This window comes from Caballeronia zhejiangensis (genome assembly GCF_022879815.1).
GTDB classification, from domain to species: domain Bacteria; phylum Pseudomonadota; class Gammaproteobacteria; order Burkholderiales; family Burkholderiaceae; genus Caballeronia; species Caballeronia zhejiangensis.
Genome location: NZ_CP084287.1, coordinates 373,029 through 389,127, shown reverse-complemented (window position 1 = coordinate 389,127; position 16,099 = coordinate 373,029). Strand labels below are relative to the sequence as shown.

The following is a 16,099-nucleotide window of genomic DNA, read 5'->3' as shown; positions in this document are numbered from 1 at the left end:
GAACTGACCCGGAGGGTGGGACGGTGTGACCTATATTCTTGCATTCTACGTCTGATCCGCGACCAAGCCTCGCCCTCTCAATTCATCGTGATGCGGTTATGATTGCATTGACGTGGTTCGAACGGGTGCTACACTTCGTATCGTCATTGTGTGAGCGAATCTTATCCTTTTCGAGAGACATAATAGATCCAACCACTCTCACTGTCATGTGCCACGATCTTCCCCTCTGCGCTAAATGCTTCGATTCGGTGATCGAATCCGACAGAACGTAACTGCCGAATTTGAGCCGGAATAGAAATATAGTACTGCATCATCTTATACTCATGCGCCGGCTCGTTGATGATTGCATATTCACTCTCGAAAACCTGGTTCGTGCAATTCCTTAAGTGCCTGCAATAAAGGAGAGGGAGTCTAGCAATCCGTTTAATGGTTCTTAGAGGGTTCCGACTTAGGCGAATCGTGGGAATCATTCGTAGGAAGCTTTCAAATAGCACGAAATCACGATTGTGGCTCGAAAAGACGAAGTATCCGTCTGGTTTGAGAATGTTTAAAATTTTCGAAAGGATATCCAGTCTGTCCACATGCCCTACAGTGTCCAGACCGTTGAATGAAAAGAATACCAGGTCGAAATGGTTAGGCGGGAATACATCCAACTTTCGAGCGTCATGGACCACGAACCTCTGCTGTGGGAATCGGTCCTGGCATACGTCCACCATACCTTGCGAATAGTCGATGCCAGTGTATCGATTACTTATCTTCAATAAGGCAGGTGTGGTCCGTCCGCATCCCACACCAATGTCTAAGATCTCGCCCCCGTGTATATCACTGGCGATCTTTGTTAATATCACCTGCTCAGGCTTTTGAAGGTCGTAACCATGGGCGAAATCGCCAACAATGCGCTTGTCGCCATAGGCCTTAAGATTGATTGAGTCTTGGTTCATGCTCTGTTCTCAACAAATCAGATAGCTTTGGCAGGAGTGCCAGTTACATCGACTCGTACGGACCGACGAACTGTCCTGCTCGATTAGCACGTCGTGCCATTGCGAAACGTCGGTCCCGCCATGAGGTGGCGGAAATTATTCGGTAGTGCCGAACTGCGCAGCAGTCGTCGCCAAATGACAGTTCTATGCACGCGGCCAGAGCTTGAGTGCGCCGAACGACGACTGCCGCAGTCAAAGTATGCAACTGTCCAAAATACAGAAAGAAGGTTAATCGTTAGATCAAACATATCCTCTCTCGACTGTTGGGGGCGGCGCGCATGTACTTGCCTCTGTATCTAGAGTAACTTGTGCGCTGTCGGCAATCTGCGAATGATGCACACACATCGCTTCTCTGGATTACCGGAAGGCACCTACGGGTGCACCAGGGTGCTCACTTGACCCTGATCACCATCGGATAAGACATCGAGCCGTATCGTAGTTCAAACACAAGTCCATCAAAATTGCTTTGTATAAACGACGCTGGTCACGGGCATCTTCATGGTAGGTGACGCGTTTCGATGTCACCTTTGAACGATCATGGCGGCTATGCTCAACTGGTGCATTGAATTTCAATGTGCGTTTCCCCACAGTAAGCTTCAAAACAGTAGGAGTGCGCAGGGCGACCTACGATATGAACGAGATGCCGCCCTCCTTCACGTTGCGTACGTGGTCTAGCCAATGCGTACAATGCCTCATCCAGATTCGCCCAACGCGGCGTAGCTACGGGCAAATCCGGGCCTAATGTGCCGCGTATTGTTTGAGTAAGCATAAGCATGCTTGCTCACCTCCGATACAGGTCATTCGATCATTGCGACTGTCCTCGGGGCGATGCGAGTTCCGGGCGCGGCACCGATGAACCTGTGCCTTCGATTCGCATTCGCTCGCTTCATGGTCAAGCCACGTACGATGCGGGTGAAGGAGTTGCGCGGCCTATTATGTAAGCCCAGCATGAGACGCTGGACGGGGGCGTTGCCGGCCTAGTTGAAGTCTGCTAGCGGCTCCTGCGAACAGAGCACGGTGCTCCAATTCCCTCATATGCCCTCCTGCGGCTGCCAGGCGACGACCCCGCCTTTATAGTTTCTTGATCTCGAATCCCATGATTTCAAATGTCGCACCAAAGAAGGCAAGCCCTCTCGTCGCGACGATGACCTGTCCTTCTGTGTTTGGACTGGGGTAACGGTGGCAAGATCCGATTTCCGGAATACGCGCGCCAAAAGCCGCCTGCCCGCGCACGCCGCCCCTAGGCAGTACGGTCATATTGCGCCGCCTAACCCGCCGTCGCGTTCGGACAGCCGGCCCGCGCTCGGGTGATCAGCCCTTCAGGCTCGCTGGCCACTCAGCTTCGCGCGCTCGTTGATCTCGAACACCATCATGCCTGCAAGCATCGTGGCGACGAAGCCCCACGCCTTCGGAATGCCAGCGCCCAACGCAACCAAGGCGGTGCCGGGACAAAACCCTGCAAGGCCCCAGCCGACGCCAAACACTGCGCTCCCGAGCACAAGCCTCAGTGTTACCGCTGTTGGTGCGGGAATGTGCATCCGCGACCCCAGCAGGGATTTTTTGCGGCGTCTCGCATGTAGAAACGCAGTGGAGCTCACGGCGACGGCCCCGCCCATCACAAAGGCAAGAGACGGGTTCCATCGTCCCGCTACGTCAAGAAATCCGAGTACGTTCGCCGGATTAGCCATGCCTGAGACCGTCAGGCCGACGCCAAATAGCAGGCCAGAAAATAGCGCAGTGACCAAACGCATCTCAGCCTCCCAGCAGATGTCTCGAGATGAGCACAGTCAGCAAACCGCTTACCATGAACGTTGCCGTCGCAACAAGCGAACGGATGGAGCCGCGCGATATGCCGCAAACTCCATGGCCGGCTGTGCAACCATTCGCATAACGCGTGCCGATGCCAACCAGAAATCCGGCAATTAGTATCTCTATCCACCCGGCTTGGATTTGAAGCGCGATCGGCTCGCCCAACAAGCTCTCCAGCAAAGGCGCCCCGATGAGCCCCGCAATGAAAGCGATACGCCATCCCACGTTTTTCGGTGGTGCGCGGAGCAGCCCACCGAGGATGCCGCTGATGCCGGCGGTACGTCCGTTAAAGAACACAAGCACAGCCGCGGCCGTGCCAATCACCAGGCCGCCTGTCAGCGACACTCCCGGAGTAAAGCTCGCAATATCAATCGACATAACCGTTCCTCGTGTTCATTGGCCGCAAGACGGTCGTAGAGTAGGTTCAAGACTGCAATCATCTTTGTTCCAATAAGATCGGGACTTTCCTTCCCGGGTCTGAACGAGCGGGGTATCGCCCAACCCGCCGTGTTACTGCGAAATTTTTAGCTGACGAATGCTCAACTGCTGGTCCAGATCAATCACGAAGAGTTCGAGTGGGCAAGTGGCACATTAGCAGCAACCGGTCACGTTTGACCACCACCATCCGCGGCGCGCGCGCCTTCCTTGCCGCGCTCTTCTGCAGCACCGATAGGTCGACTGACGCAGATCGGACGCTTGGAATACGCAATTCATTTCCACCTCCTCGACTACCGTTCCACGGCTCAACACACCTCGACAAGCGCGAAGGATCATCGTATTCATCGCCGACATGACCAGTTACTGCGGATCCTAAAAAACAAGGCATGTGGACAACCTGTCTGCGTCGGGCTATCTGCGGAAGGCGTTCGGCGGGATGGTTGAGAACCGCGCGAAATGCACAGCGTTCGGCGGCTCTTATAGAAGAGTTTTAAGGTTATGCTTAACTGGCCTGTGATTTTACGACGTGTCTGCACCGTGGAGATCTTTTGGATGGTGGCGATCAGCACCCCTTGATACGTAACCCCTGCGGGGTTTGCACGCGGGCGGTTTTGCTACTCCTCACCCATACGGGCGCACCTGTGCAGGCACTCGCCTTTGCGACAGAAAGACGTTGGCGAGCGCCAAAGGGACGTGCTCGCACTCTGGGCTAGCTGCGGAGCGTACCTCTGTGGAACGCCTGCGTCATTGACCACCAAGACGACATGCGCCACACGGGAGCGGATCTTTCTTTCCTCGTCGGGGTAAGCAGACGCCGAACACACAGTGTCTTCCAGTTTCAACGGCGGGGATGGAATTCCGATAAGGCATGGAAACCGCCATTTTTGATCACGAAAATGAGGACGTAGGGGATGGCACGAATCACCGGCTCACTTGAATAGGCGAGACATCCTGAGCTGGCTCCGCTCCAACTCCAACGGACGACGGCTATCGCTCTTCACCAAAGTGCGTTGCAGGAGTAACACTCGTTGCCCCACGGATGAGCGAAGACCATTTGGAAGTCGGTGGCGTCACCAACCTAAGAGCTTGCCGGGCATGTCCATTTCAGCAGGGGAACAGTACGTGATTCGGCCAACTTGTAGTTACGCACAGTCGTCCTCTGGAAGTTTATAGTGATGTCAAACATCGACAAGGTCGCGCAAATCGCGCCATAGGACGGCTATGACTGACAGCAAGCAGGAGTTGGGCAAGCCCGAAGAGGCTGCGCCGCAGCGTCCGTGCCTGTGCAGTGCGAAGAGTGCCTTCGCGACTCTGTCAAGAAGTTCGACTTTGCTTTGTGTGACGGCTAGTTGGGCAGAGATATCGGGAGCACACTGTATGGCCAGGGTCATCAGAAGCTGCGCCAACATGGCACTGAGAACATCGCGATGAGATTTCCTAATACGATGACCAATTTGTCTGGGAGACGCGAGCCATGCTCGCCTTTGATACCGCAATTCAAGTATGGCTCGTTCACGTCGCTGCGTCTTCGGTTGTATTCTCTTACGCCGTTTTCGCGATAACCGAGTTCTACTTTACTAAAGGCCTCGTCCCGTTGGCGATTCTGTGCGCCATCTGGTTTCACCCGGGAGACGCCCAGCAATGGCGCCGCGAGATTGTCGTCGCAATACTGTGTGCTGCGCTCGTAGCATTTCTGCTCGGCCGCCTGTTCGCGCTGACGCTGCCGTTTCGACTCCGTCCACTCTATGATCCCGCCGTTCATTTGCTGTTTCCGTTAGCTGATAAGACCGGCGTCCGCATGCGCTTGTGGAGCTCTTTCCCCAGCGATCACGCTGCACTTTGGATGACGATAGCCGTCGGCATTTTCCTCGTCTGGCGATGGATCGGCATGCTCACGATTGCGCAGTGTGCAGTCTTTGTGTGTCTGCCTCGCGTCTATCTGGGGCTGCACTATCCCAGCGATGTCCTCGGAGGCGCAATCATCGGAGCGTTCTGCGCATGGATGTTCAGCCGCGCGCCGATCCGTAGCCGCATCGCGCCGATTTTCGTGCGATTCATGGAATATCGGCCAGCCGTCGGCTATATGCTCGCCTTTCTGTTTTTCTTCGAACTCGCAACGATGTTCGATGAGCCGCGGTACCTTGCGACGTTGGTCGTCAAACAACTGCACGGCGGATCGCTTCGTTAATGTCTGGTTCGCGGCGAACGGCGCGACCCGAGCGCGCCGCGCTTGCTGTTCAGCAAGGGTATGTCATGCAATAAAGCGTCCAAATCCTCGGGGCGACCGAGTTATGGCCACCGGGTCTCCCCGGTGAGTTCAGGGAGCCGCCGCCTTCTTAAGATTTTCACACGTGCAGTGGCAAAGAACTTGCGAACAACCCATTTGTGGGTGATCTGGGAGTTTTCCGGCGACTCCTGCTCTTGAGAGATAAAGGTAAGCGATCCACGAACGACGCCGCTCAGAGTAAGGTGGTAGAGCGCGTGATGTGTGATAGCGAAGTGGGTCAGCGGAGATCTGCGGGCATCTTCCAGGGCAGCAGCGCGTCGTAGTCGTCGACGGTCTTCGCCAGCGGAAGGCGCTGGAATAACCAGTGGAGGTAACGATAGGGATCGATGCCCCCGGCTTTGCAGGTTTCGATCAGGCTGTAGAGGTTTGCACTTGCGTTCGCCCCCGCTACGGTGTCGCTAAAAAGCCATGAGCGGCGCCCGACGACGAATGGGCGAATCGCATTCTCGCAAGGGTTATGCCGACTCCTCGATTATGCCGCGTCGTGCGTGCGCGTGGCGGTGGGTATGGCCTTTCATGATCGCTGCGTCGGCATAAACATATGATTTCTCAGGCTGGCTAAAGCGCTGGCCAGGAGATATCAGATGAACGCAACACGCACAGTCAGCGAATCCGGCGGACTGCCGGCCCATCACATCGATGCATTTCTTGATCGTCTACGGACGGCACACTATTCCGAGGTATCGCTTCGCAAGAAAAGAAGAGTCCTGTGTGCGTTCTCTCGGTGGATGAAGCACAGGAACATCGGCCTGATTGACCTCGATGAGTCTGTCACGGCTCGCTATATGAAGCGCATGATCGACGCATCACGAGACCGCGTCCAGCGTGCGCGTCCCACATTACGGCAGTTTCTCGCCTATCTGCGCGCGGAAGCCATTGTGTGTTCGCCGACATTAGACGGCCAGTCCGCGATCGCGCACACTTATCGCCGATACTTGGACTATCTGAGGCAGGATCGTGGACTCGCGAAGAACTCTCTGCTCGTCTACGGCCCGTTCATTCGCGACTTTCTCCACAGTCACTCGGCCGGCGACGGAAGTTTGTTGCCAGATGCATTTGACGCGGTAACGATCCGGAATCATCTTCTTGCCCGCAGCAAAGGCCGATCGGCGGAGTACACTCGGCTGATGGCAGTTGCGCTTCGCTCGTTCTGCCATTTCCTCTTTCTGCGTGGTGATACGGCCCGAGACCTGGCTGGGTCAGTGCCCTCGGTTCGTAAGTGGCGACAGTCGACTGTGCCGACGTTCCTCACGCCTGAGCAGCAAGAAGCTCTCATTGCATCTGCAGACCGGTCGACTCCGACTGGGCTCCGTGACTATGCAATCCTGCTGTTGTTGGCGAGGCTCGGCTTACGTGCCGGAGAAATCATCGAAATCGAGCTCGACGACATTCACTGGCGTTCGGGGGAACTCCTCGTTCATGGCAAGGGGCAGATGGTCGAGCACGTGCCGCTCTCATCGGAGGTTGGAGAGGCAATCGCAACATATCTCCGCGATGGTCGCGGAGCGAGTGCATCGCGTCGCGTCTTCCTGCGCAGATTGGCGCCTCGAGTTGGTTTGGCGGGCCCGGCGGCGATTGGCAAGATTGTTTGTCAGGCCTTCGCACGTGTTGGTTTCCGCCCCGCGTGCAGGGGCGCTGCACATCTGTTCCGTCACGCTCTGGCGACGACGATGATTCGCCACGGGGCCTCGATGGCAGAAATCGCCGAGGTCTTGCGGCACCGCTCACCCGACAGTACCGCGATCTACGCAAAGGTCGCGTTTGAAGACCTGCGCGGTGTCGCGCGTTCGTGGCCCACGGCGGGAGGTGCAATATGACTGCGATCCATGAGTCTCTCGCCCAGTACGTGGCAGTCCGCCGTGCTCTAGGGGCGTCATTCTATGAGCCTGCGTTGGCACTCGGTCATTTCGTTGACCTGCTGGAACGCGAAGGCGCCGAGTTCATTACAACCAATCTGGCCCTGCGCTGGGCGACGACGCCTGAACTCGTCGAACGCGCTACGTGGGGACGGCGCCTCTCTCAAGTAAGAGGATTTGCCAGATGGATGAACGTGATTGACAGTCGAAACCAGATTCCTCCAGCAGGACTCCTGAGTGCCCGCAGACGGCGCAACGCCCCGCATATTTACACTGAGCAGGAAATTGATCGGCTTATGACCCGCGCCGCTCAACTGCGATCCCGAACTGGCATGCGAGCACTTACCTATTCGACGCTCATAGGGCTTCTTGTAGCAACGGGCCTCAGGCCAGGCGAGGCGCTCCGGCTCGATCGGTCCGACGTTGACCTCGTCAGCGGGATACTCTCCATCCGGGAATCGAAGTTCGGCAAATCCCGCTTTGTTCCCGTAGCAGAGTCTTCCCGGGTGGCGCTCGAACAATATGCCCGGAAACGCGATCAACTCTGTCCTGTACGATCGAGCGATGCGTTCCTGGTTAGTGAGCACGGCAAGCGACTGAAGGCAGGCACGGCACGAAGCATGTTCGTCAGAATGTCGCGCGCTGTTGGTCTGCGATCGTCGACAGAGGACGGGCGCGATGGTTACGGCCCGCGCCTCCAGGACTTCCGGCATAGCTTCGCGACTGGAAGGCTGGTCGAATGGTATCGCGCCGGTCTGGACGTAAGTCGGGAATTGCCGAAACTTGCCGCCTACCTCGGGCATGTCAACATCGGCCTTACGTACTGGTATATCGAATCGGTTCCTGAGTTGCTTGAACTCGCGGCAGCCTATCTCGACAAGGACTGTCCGGGAGAACGGACGTGAGCGCCGCCAGTCTCCCAGCCCTCGTTCAGCGCTTCTTCACCCAGCGCCTGCTCGAGCAGCAAGGTCTGAGTTCGCATACGGTGGCAAGTTACCGTGACACGTTCCGGCTGTTGCTGGCGTTCGCCACGAAGCATATAGGGCGCGCGCCGTCAAAGCTGCGAATCGAGGACTTCGACGTGTCGCTGATCGAGGAATTCCTGCAGCACCTCGAACATGGCAGAGGCAATTCGGTGCGCACACGCAACACGCGGCTTGCCGCCGTGCATGCCTTCTTCCGGTTCGTCGCGGTCAGCGAGCCTGCGTTGTTTCTGCAGTGTCAACGCATTCTTGCAATCCCATCCAAACGCTGCGAGCACGGCCCGGTTGAGTTTCTGACCGAGAGCGAGGCCGCAGCTCTGGTAGGGGCGCCTGACGTACGAAACTGGATCGGCAACCGCGACCGAACGCTGCTTCTTGTAGCGGTTCAAACGGGTCTGCGCAATAGCGAATTGACCGCACTCCGGCGTCAGGATGTGGCGCTCGGGACAGGCGCCCACGTTCGTTGCCTCGGCAAAGGCAGAAAGATGAGATGTACTCCGCTGCGACCCGATGTAGTTGCCGTCCTGAAACAGTGGCTGCTGTATCAACCAGGCGAACCAGGCGATCCGGTCTTCCCCAGTTCGCGCGGCGGTCATCTCAGTGCTGATGCTCTTCAGCAACTCGTGTCGCGCAACGCCGAAATCGCGCGCCTCTCGTGCCCCTCGCTGAAGAAGAAATCAATAACGCCTCATACGCTTCGGCACACGGCCGCGATGAGCCTGATGCATCACGGCGTCGACCTGACCGTGATCGCACTCTGGCTCGGGCACGAGTCCTCCGAGACTACTCAGATCTATTTGCACGCCGACATGCAACTCAAGGAACGGGCGCTCGCGCACGCGACGGCGAGTGGCGTTGCACCGACACGCTACAAACCTCCAGATCCGTTGCTCGCCTTCCTGGAGGCCCTCTGATAATGCCGACAACCGGAGTGACCGGGAACAGAGATCCGCCAACCGTTGTGTCCGTGCATGCATGACGCGGCATAATCGAGGAGTCGGCATAACCCTTGTCATGCCGCTAGCGGCATGACAAGGGTTATTCGAGATAGGCCAACTGCCGTTCTCGACGTAGCGGATCAGCTTCGGCCACTGTTCGCGCAGATAGGTCAGTGCCTTTCCGAGCAAACTTTTTGGTACGACGCCGGGCGACTCCGCGAGGGCTAAAGCGTAGATGGCGTCGAGTATGCGCGTGCTGTATCGCCGTCGCAATCGCTGTCGTCGCTCAGGCTTCCATTTCTTAGAGCGGGCCTCCGCAGCGAACAGCTTGCCGATCAGCGTGATGAAGCGTGCCGCGAGCAGATCGGGCGAACGCGCGGCTTTCGGCACGTTCTCCTCCGCTTTGATGAAGTACCGCCTCAGGTGCGCCCAACATCCGAGGTGCACGAGGTCGTAGCGTTGAGCGATGTCGTTGTAGGGCTCGTAGCCGTCAGTCACCAGAACCGCGCCCTTGCGGATGCCCGTGAACAGCTTGTCGGCCAACTTGGCGCCGCGTCCAGGTGTATAGCTGAAGCAGCGGATAGGAACGCCCGAGCCGGTCATCTGCGCCCAGAAGTAGCTCTTCGTTTGTGGTTTTCTCCCTTTTTCTTTCAGTACCTGGAACGTTGTTTCGTCGCAGTAGATCAGCTCTGCCTCGAGCAACGCATCGCGCATCAAGTTGATCACGGGCTGGGTCGCGAGGCCAACGCGAACCATGCTGGCGGCGATCGTGTTCGACGAGATGTCGCCACCGAAGCGACACAGCAAACCAGCCTGACGATACAGCGGCATGCCGAATTGATACTTGCAGGTGGCGATCCATGCAAGCGCCGATTCGCTGAACAGTCCGCGCGCGATGATGCGCGGCGGCGCCGGCGTGACCTTGATCCCGAGGTCACAGCAAGGGCACGCATATTTGACGCGCTGGTGTTGGATCACCCGAAGCTGCTCCGGGATCACATCGAGCTGCTCACTGATCTCCGCGCCTATCTCGACGAGCGCGTGCCCATCGTTCGTGCAGAAGCGTTCGGCTTCGGGCAGTTCGTGTCGTACGACCTCGCGCGGCAGATTCGGATCTAGCGGCTTGCGATGACCGCGCTTCTTGCGCTTGTGCGCGGCGACTGTCGTCTCCGGCGTGTCTTCCTGCGCGGGCGCGCTGTTCGCTCCGAGCGTCTCGGCTTCGTTGAACAAGCTAGGTTGATCAGAATCTCGTGCTTCACTCTTGGCGCCGAACAGTTCGCGACGATAAGCTCGGAGGCGCTCCTCGGCGAGATCGCGCTCGGCCGTCACGAGCCGCAAGGCGCCGCGTAATGCCTCCTGTTCTTCTCGCAATGCACGCGCAGCATCGCGCTCGGCGAGCAACGCCTTCAGTTCCTCGGCGGTGATCGTGACGTTGATCGGCATGGCTGGTTAGACCCGCACACCGCCTCACTGTTCAGCTCACGCGATGATATTCCTGCTTCGGATGCCGCCGGATTGCGGTGATGTCATCGCCGTCGAGTAGCGCGTGCAGCACATTGGTGGTCATCGTCACGATCTCAGCCTTGTTGTCGGGCCAGATGAAATGGCTTCTCTCCAATCGCTTTATGAGAAGCCAGAAACCACTGCCATCCCAGCCAAGGATTTTTATCCGATCGCGACGCCGGTTTCCGAAGATGTATAGCGAAGTGTCCATCGGATTCAGGCGCATCGACTGCTCGACGAGAATCGACAGGCTATTCATGCCGTAGCGGAAATCAACGGGATCGCGGTGCAGATAGACCTTCAGATCGTCGTCGAACCGGAACACGGCATCCTCCCCAGAATCTGAACCATGGTCGTCAATTCGTCGATGGTCGCGATTGCCCCGCCGAGTTCGAGCTCGACGCCGTTCGACAGACGCACATGCAAGGCAAGTGTCATCGATGGTGGTGTGGACGGATGTGTCGGCGACGCTGAAACGACCGACACGAACGCAGACGGCTTTACCGCGACGGGGACGGGTTGGTGCGACCCTGGCAGAGCGGCGGCCACCTCATTAATCGACTTGTCGGGAGGAGGCGCGTTGTATTCGTCGTTGCCATTATGCTGCGACGCTGGCGAAATGCCTTTCTCGCGCTCCACCAAGTACTTCGCGATCCACTTGCGCAGCAGATTGGCGTTGATGCCGTGCTGCTGAGCCAGACCGGCGACTGATACTCCGGGACGAAGTGATGCCTCAATCAAGGCGCGTTTACTTTTTTCGTCATAGCGGCGACGACCATCGCTGCTACGACGTACTACTGCCAACTCTGAGTCTATGCCAGTCATAGGTGTCCACCTCAAGATAGGTGGACACCTATGGTCCTCGCTACTGTCGCTCACTGCCAGACGTCGGAGATGGACCGCTTACAGATAAAGTAATGGGAAACGTCGGCAATTCGACGAAGAAGGCAGCGCCCCTCTTAGTGATTGGGCAAGTGACGAGTGTGGCAGCAGGGTTGGGCCGCGCTAGCCTGATTCGAACGGGGCGGACCCTTTGGGCATCTGGCCGCGGCCTGCGTAAGACGAATCAAAATCGCAGCCAACGCTGTGCCGCGCAAGACAAGCGATATCGTGATGATCGTCGAAGGCGATCATCCGATCAATGCTTACGCCGGCTCGAACCTGCACAAAAAAGAAATCGAGGTCCGATTTACGCCGCTTGAACACCCGGATTGCGACGGCGAAGACCTTCGAAAACGGACGGGGTAGACCCATGATGCTTTACGTCGTTCGCACGGGAATTGTCCTGTCAACACTTATGTCGGCAGTGGCCGGTCGACGAGCTTCGCACTCCAAGCAACGGACGACCGCGCCTGCAGCGGCGCAAACTTCCGCCCTCGCCCCGCCTCTGCCGTTCGACTCGCTGTGGACTGTTCGTCTTTTATGAAGTTCAACGGTCGCCCAAGCGACCACGGAAAGGACGCGGCAAACGGTTAGTTTTGGCCGAGCCTTTCCGAATTACCGACGCGCGAGGTTCGGTCATAGCCGACACTAGGCCGGGTGACCTTGACGTCCACGTCGCGGCAGGATGCTGACCTTGACGGTGGCACGCGCCAGAACTGCAACCGCCAGCGTCAGCAAATTCTCAGTTACCACCCTTTGATGACGGTGGGATTGACCCAATCCATTGGCGGCTATCAGAGGGCGACGCGCGCCCTCACCATTGACTCTCCCGTAGACGAGCGCTCTTGTCGACGTTCAATGTGGCGGGCTCTCGGCTGCATCGCTATCAAGCCGCCCGAGAGGTTCGTCGCATTGGAAACGAATGCTCCGCCGACGATTGCTAGAGAAATCGAAGGGGCATGTCTTCCCATTTAGTGCCTGACTTTCCCTTACCGTCGTGGCGAGCAACGCTGCAAGAGTACTCGATAGTGCTATCGGGCCCTGACTACTTGCAAGCCACTCGAGAGACTTTGTTGTGAATTGCGGCCCGCACCGACATAGCCCCGTCTGTTTCTTTTGGTCGCAGCAGGTGACAAACTCACTGCCTCGCCATGTCGGTTGCGGCCACGCGGAATCCACGATTCTCCTACCTCGTATGCAGGGTCACCGTGTGCCCCGACTTCCACTGAGGTGGCTTGATAGATTTGAGGCCTGAGTCGATCGCCGTCACCAGTTATACATAGCGTCCCCGCGTCCGCTGACGACGCGACGAAGAGACGCATCAAGGACGCCTGGAAATCGAGCATCTAATCCGCCTCACGTAGTCTTCTCGGGCAGTCGCGACGGCCGCGGCGGCAAGCAACCAATACCACGCGAGATTAAGGCCCGCTCGCCGTGCGTTCTGGCGTGGGCGAGCTGCTTTCGCGCTCTCTACAAACTGGAGTGATCCGCCGGCATCGCGACCGCCTTGCGATGCATGTGGGCTTCGGGCGCATGCTACACGTTATCTTGGTAATGTCGCGGATAATTCCCACAACGCGGCCACCACTTGAATTGGCACGCCGGCTCGCCTAGATTACACCTGTAAAGCACGTGGAGGCCGTGCCAGCCACGTGGCGAAGCGGCGTTGCCGTCCCAATCTGTCGCCGGCGAAATTGCTCGGCATGGAGTCCTTCAATGCGGCCGGTTCCGACGACCTCGCTTTGACGTCACACTGTTCGGCGTGCTCACGGTATCCTGCACTGCCGCATTTGCGCAGGGAGGCGCGCGCTTCGCGATCGAAGCAGTCAACAAGCGCTTCGAGCAGGCGGTCGCCCAGGGAGATCCGCCCGGCGTCGCCACTGTGGAGGGCTTCCGTTCACAACCGTCGCAATAACGATGAAAAGTGGTGCACTAGCAACTAGTCGACTGCGTCATTGATTTGGCACCTGGCGGATTCGACGTGAAGGATCGTCATACTTCCACTTGATCGGCTTTGGATGTTTATTGTGCTCGCGGATGTAATGCATGAGTTTGCGATCCAGATCTTTTACTGAAGTGAAGATGCCACGGGCGATCACATCACGCTGGATGCGCGAGAACCAGTTTTCCACTTGGTTAAGCCACGACGAATAGGTCGGCGTGAAGTGCAGACGTACGTTGCGATGCGCGTTGAGGAAGGTGGCCACCCGCTCCGTCTTATGGCTACTCACGTTGTCACAGATGACATGGATTTCTCTGCGTTTGGGCTGGCTGGCCACGACGTCGGTCAGGAAGGCCACAAACTGTTCGCTGGTGTGGCGCGGCGCTGTTTTGCCCAGCACCTCGCCGGTCGCAGTATTGAACGCCGCGAACAGGCTGAGCGTGCCGTTGCGCTTGTACTCGAAGCCGTGACTCTCGGCGCGCCCCGGCGACAGCGGCAGCATCCGGTCCTTGCGCTCGAGTGCCTGAATCGCGGTCTTCTCGTCCACACAGAACACCGCTGCGTGCGCCGGCGGGTTCAGGTAAAGCCCGATCACGTCGGCTGCTTTGGCCTCGAAGTCCGGGTCGTTGGAGACCATGTGCCGCTCCAACTGATGCGGCTTGACCCCATGCTTGCGCCAGATGCGCTGCACGGTCGAGACCGACACGTCGCCGAGCTCTGCCGCAAGCTTATAGCTGCTCCAGTGTGTCGAGCCGTCGGCGGGTTTGTGCTTGAGAGTACGGTTGAGCACACGCGCCTCAAGTCTGGCTGGCGGCTGCTTGGGAGCGCGCCCGGGATGTCGGGCGTACATGCCAGACAGTCGCTCGCTAAGAAAGCGCCCCGACCAGCGCGCGATGAAGCGCGAGTCGCAACCCAGTGTGCGCATGATGCTGTCGCGCGATTCGCCGTCCTCGAGCATCAGGATCAACTTCGCGCGTCGTACGTGCGCCGCACGCACCGTTCGGCTGCGCGCCGCCGACAGCAGTTGCTCGCGTTCGGTATCGGTCAGATTCATTTTGCCCATGACCTGCATCTGAACACACTTGGGGTGCCAATTCAATGATGCAATGCACTAGCGCGGCCAACGCAAATCCAGTTCGAATATTTCCTTCTTTTACTGCGCATCTTTATAGAGAGGCGACGCCACTAGATCGACAGGGGAAACACCGGCAGACGCCTCACACCGCTTTTGAACATAGCCAGGCTACGCACGTCGGGAATAAAATGCAGGTTCGAGAGGTCGTCGCGGACCGCGTCGACAAGGCGAAGGATCACTTGCTCCTGTTAAAGTGCAGCGCTAGCTACGCGTTGTGTATGTTCTGCTTACGAACGTGCTCGACGAATGCTTCATTGAAAGACCAACGCACTCGCTGGGCCCAGGTAAACGGAATTAACGGAGAAACAGACGGATTGAAAATTGAGGAACGTGTCGCCTGTGACTCCTACTACTTGTTGAATTGGTCTTTTGGACGACGAGCTGCATGTATTTCCCACGATATCGGCGGGCCGTGGGAGGTGAACGGCTCTGAGCCCTCTTGACGTCGGACTGCCCAGGTCAGTCGTCGGCCGCCAAATCCCCATGCGTGAATAGATCTGTGTGCGGCGCTCGCGTCTGTAGAAGCAAAGTCAATGGAGACGATCGTGGAACCGGCACTGTCAACACATTTTGAGTGCTTTCGTTGCCATAACCGGTTCGAGGGCGAGGTGTATGAGATCGTCCGCGAACGCTCTCGCCTTCATTTCGACAAAACAGTGCCTTACTTTGAGAGTGGAGCACAGTTTGGCCTGGCCTGTTACTGTTCTCGAAACTGTCTTAACGCGTCTATCGGCGATGTGATGATGCACGAGAAGGTGCCAATCACTTTTCCGAAAATGAATCGATTAGCGAATTGCGCGATTTGTAGGTTATCCGTAGACAGAACAAGCTTTCACCGGGCCTATGTGGCCACTCTATCGGAACCGATGGATGATGCCATCTGGGATACCCTAGAAATGGATTGTCTCGCAATCGTTTGTGAACGATGCGCCGCAACAACATGGATTCGCGAAATCAAAAGATGACGACTGTTCATATGAGTTCCGGGAACGTATCAGCTTTATCGCCCTCGTTAGAGTCGAGAAGGGGTTATGCTAAGCGCCTTCGGCCGCGGCACCTTGCCGGGGAATGGCCGCTTTCGGCACCGCCAACTCACTGTTTCGACTCATTCGAGGCGTTGGGACACCGCTGCTCGGAGAGGCCGCTTCGACAAGAAAAGTGGGGGTCGCCCGCGTGCGCGACCCGAGTGGATGTTTCCCGAGTACCATCGCTAGCGCCGCGATGTCATGTCAAATCGCGGAGAGGATGCCGATCGGACAGCCAGCGGTCGCGCCGCACCGCACCGTGAATTAGCTCACACCCTGCAGATTAAGATGGATACACGGTGCAAGTGCCTAGAGGCGCGT

General features: G+C 57.5%; 12 protein-coding genes and 2 pseudogenes. 5 read left to right on the top strand and 9 right to left on the bottom strand.

All coding sequences use genetic code 11. From position 1 onward, the window contains the following. Positions 1–161: 161 nt before the first annotated feature. The 4 genes from LDZ23_RS31520 to LDZ23_RS31505 all read right to left on the bottom strand — a co-directional run bounded on the left by LDZ23_RS31520 (position 162) and on the right by LDZ23_RS31505 (position 3,167). The gene (locus tag LDZ23_RS31520; protein WP_244808349.1) at positions 162–941 is read right to left on the bottom strand and encodes a class I SAM-dependent methyltransferase; all 780 of its coding nucleotides are present in this window, start codon (positions 939–941) and stop codon (positions 162–164) included. Positions 942–2,051: 1,110 nt separating this feature from the next. Then, the gene (locus LDZ23_RS31515) at positions 2,052–2,237 is read right to left on the bottom strand and encodes a hypothetical protein (RefSeq protein WP_244808348.1); all 186 of its coding nucleotides are present in this window, start codon (positions 2,235–2,237) and stop codon (positions 2,052–2,054) included. Positions 2,238–2,299: 62 nt separating this feature from the next. Continuing rightward, the gene (locus tag LDZ23_RS31510; RefSeq protein WP_244808347.1) at positions 2,300–2,731 is read right to left on the bottom strand and encodes a YeeE/YedE family protein; all 432 of its coding nucleotides are present in this window, start codon (positions 2,729–2,731) and stop codon (positions 2,300–2,302) included. A 1-nt stretch (position 2,732) separates the two neighbouring features. Then, complete coding sequence (locus tag LDZ23_RS31505) at positions 2,733–3,167, bottom strand: YeeE/YedE family protein (protein ID WP_244808346.1); 435 nt, start codon at positions 3,165–3,167, stop codon at positions 2,733–2,735. 1,534 nt (positions 3,168–4,701) lie between these two features. Between LDZ23_RS31505 and LDZ23_RS31500 the strand changes: the two genes are divergently transcribed. Beyond that, complete coding sequence (locus LDZ23_RS31500; RefSeq protein WP_244808345.1) at positions 4,702–5,415, top strand: phosphatase PAP2 family protein; 714 nt, start codon at positions 4,702–4,704, stop codon at positions 5,413–5,415. Between the two features lie 316 nt (positions 5,416–5,731). On the opposite strand, the pseudogene LDZ23_RS31495 reads toward LDZ23_RS31500, so the two are convergent. Beyond that, a pseudogene (locus LDZ23_RS31495) lies at positions 5,732–5,974 on the bottom strand (transposase domain-containing protein); the annotation flags it as partial. Positions 5,975–6,098: 124 nt separating this feature from the next. Here LDZ23_RS31495 and LDZ23_RS31490 point away from each other — a divergent pair. The 3 genes from LDZ23_RS31490 to LDZ23_RS31480 are packed head-to-tail and all read left to right on the top strand — an operon-like array spanning position 6,099 to position 9,267. Continuing rightward, positions 6,099–7,331, top strand: a complete 1,233-nt coding sequence (locus LDZ23_RS31490) for a site-specific integrase (RefSeq protein WP_244808344.1) — start codon at positions 6,099–6,101, stop codon at positions 7,329–7,331. After that, a complete protein-coding gene (locus LDZ23_RS31485; RefSeq protein WP_244808343.1) occupies positions 7,328–8,275 on the top strand; it encodes a tyrosine-type recombinase/integrase in 948 nt (315 codons plus the stop codon). Before LDZ23_RS31490 ends, LDZ23_RS31485 begins: the two co-directional genes overlap by 4 nt. After that, on the top strand, positions 8,272–9,267 hold the full coding sequence (locus LDZ23_RS31480; protein WP_244808342.1) for a tyrosine-type recombinase/integrase: 996 nt from the start codon (positions 8,272–8,274) through the stop codon (positions 9,265–9,267). The genes LDZ23_RS31485 and LDZ23_RS31480 overlap by 4 nt, the downstream gene beginning before the upstream one ends. A 108-nt stretch (positions 9,268–9,375) precedes the next feature. Here LDZ23_RS31480 and tnpC read toward each other — a convergent pair. From tnpC to LDZ23_RS31465, 3 genes and pseudogenes are all read right to left on the bottom strand, one after another. Continuing rightward, positions 9,376–10,734: pseudogene (gene tnpC, locus LDZ23_RS31475) on the bottom strand (IS66 family transposase); the annotation flags it as partial. Between the two features lie 31 nt (positions 10,735–10,765). Further along, positions 10,766–11,119, bottom strand: a complete 354-nt coding sequence (gene tnpB / locus LDZ23_RS31470) for an IS66 family insertion sequence element accessory protein TnpB (RefSeq protein WP_045463971.1) — start codon at positions 11,117–11,119, stop codon at positions 10,766–10,768. Next, positions 11,095–11,619, bottom strand: coding sequence for a transposase (locus tag LDZ23_RS31465; protein ID WP_244808341.1), 525 nt, complete (start codon positions 11,617–11,619; stop codon positions 11,095–11,097). Before LDZ23_RS31465 ends, tnpB begins: the two co-directional genes overlap by 25 nt. Before the next feature lie 285 nt (positions 11,620–11,904). Here LDZ23_RS31465 and LDZ23_RS31460 point away from each other — a divergent pair, with 285 nt between their 5' ends. After that, entirely contained in the window at positions 11,905–12,042 is a 138-nt protein-coding gene (locus LDZ23_RS31460; RefSeq protein WP_244808340.1) for a hypothetical protein, read from the top strand. Positions 12,043–13,628: 1,586 nt separating this feature from the next. Here LDZ23_RS31460 and LDZ23_RS31455 read toward each other — a convergent pair. Further along, positions 13,629–14,690 (bottom strand): IS630 family transposase, encoded by a 1,062-nt coding sequence (locus LDZ23_RS31455; RefSeq protein WP_244808339.1) that lies wholly within the window; start codon positions 14,688–14,690, stop codon positions 13,629–13,631. Between the last annotated feature and the right edge of the window lie 1,409 nt (positions 14,691–16,099).

Bases quoted from the DNA above. Each gene is read 5' to 3' on its own strand.
- LDZ23_RS31520 (WP_244808349.1), bottom strand. From the start codon at position 941: ATGAACCAAGACTCAATCAATCTTAAGGCCTATGGCGACAAGCGCATT.
- LDZ23_RS31515 (WP_244808348.1), bottom strand. From the start codon at position 2,237: ATGACCGTACTGCCTAGGGGCGGCGTGCGCGGGCAGGCGGCTTTTGGC.
- LDZ23_RS31510 (WP_244808347.1), bottom strand. From the start codon at position 2,731: ATGCGTTTGGTCACTGCGCTATTTTCTGGCCTGCTATTTGGCGTCGGC.
- LDZ23_RS31505 (WP_244808346.1), bottom strand. From the start codon at position 3,167: ATGTCGATTGATATTGCGAGCTTTACTCCGGGAGTGTCGCTGACAGGC.
- LDZ23_RS31500 (WP_244808345.1), top strand. From the start codon at position 4,702: ATGCTCGCCTTTGATACCGCAATTCAAGTATGGCTCGTTCACGTCGCT.
- LDZ23_RS31490 (WP_244808344.1), top strand. From the start codon at position 6,099: ATGAACGCAACACGCACAGTCAGCGAATCCGGCGGACTGCCGGCCCAT.
- LDZ23_RS31485 (WP_244808343.1), top strand. From the start codon at position 7,328: ATGACTGCGATCCATGAGTCTCTCGCCCAGTACGTGGCAGTCCGCCGT.
- LDZ23_RS31465 (WP_244808341.1), bottom strand. From the start codon at position 11,619: ATGACTGGCATAGACTCAGAGTTGGCAGTAGTACGTCGTAGCAGCGAT.
- LDZ23_RS31455 (WP_244808339.1), bottom strand. From the start codon at position 14,690: ATGCAGGTCATGGGCAAAATGAATCTGACCGATACCGAACGCGAGCAA.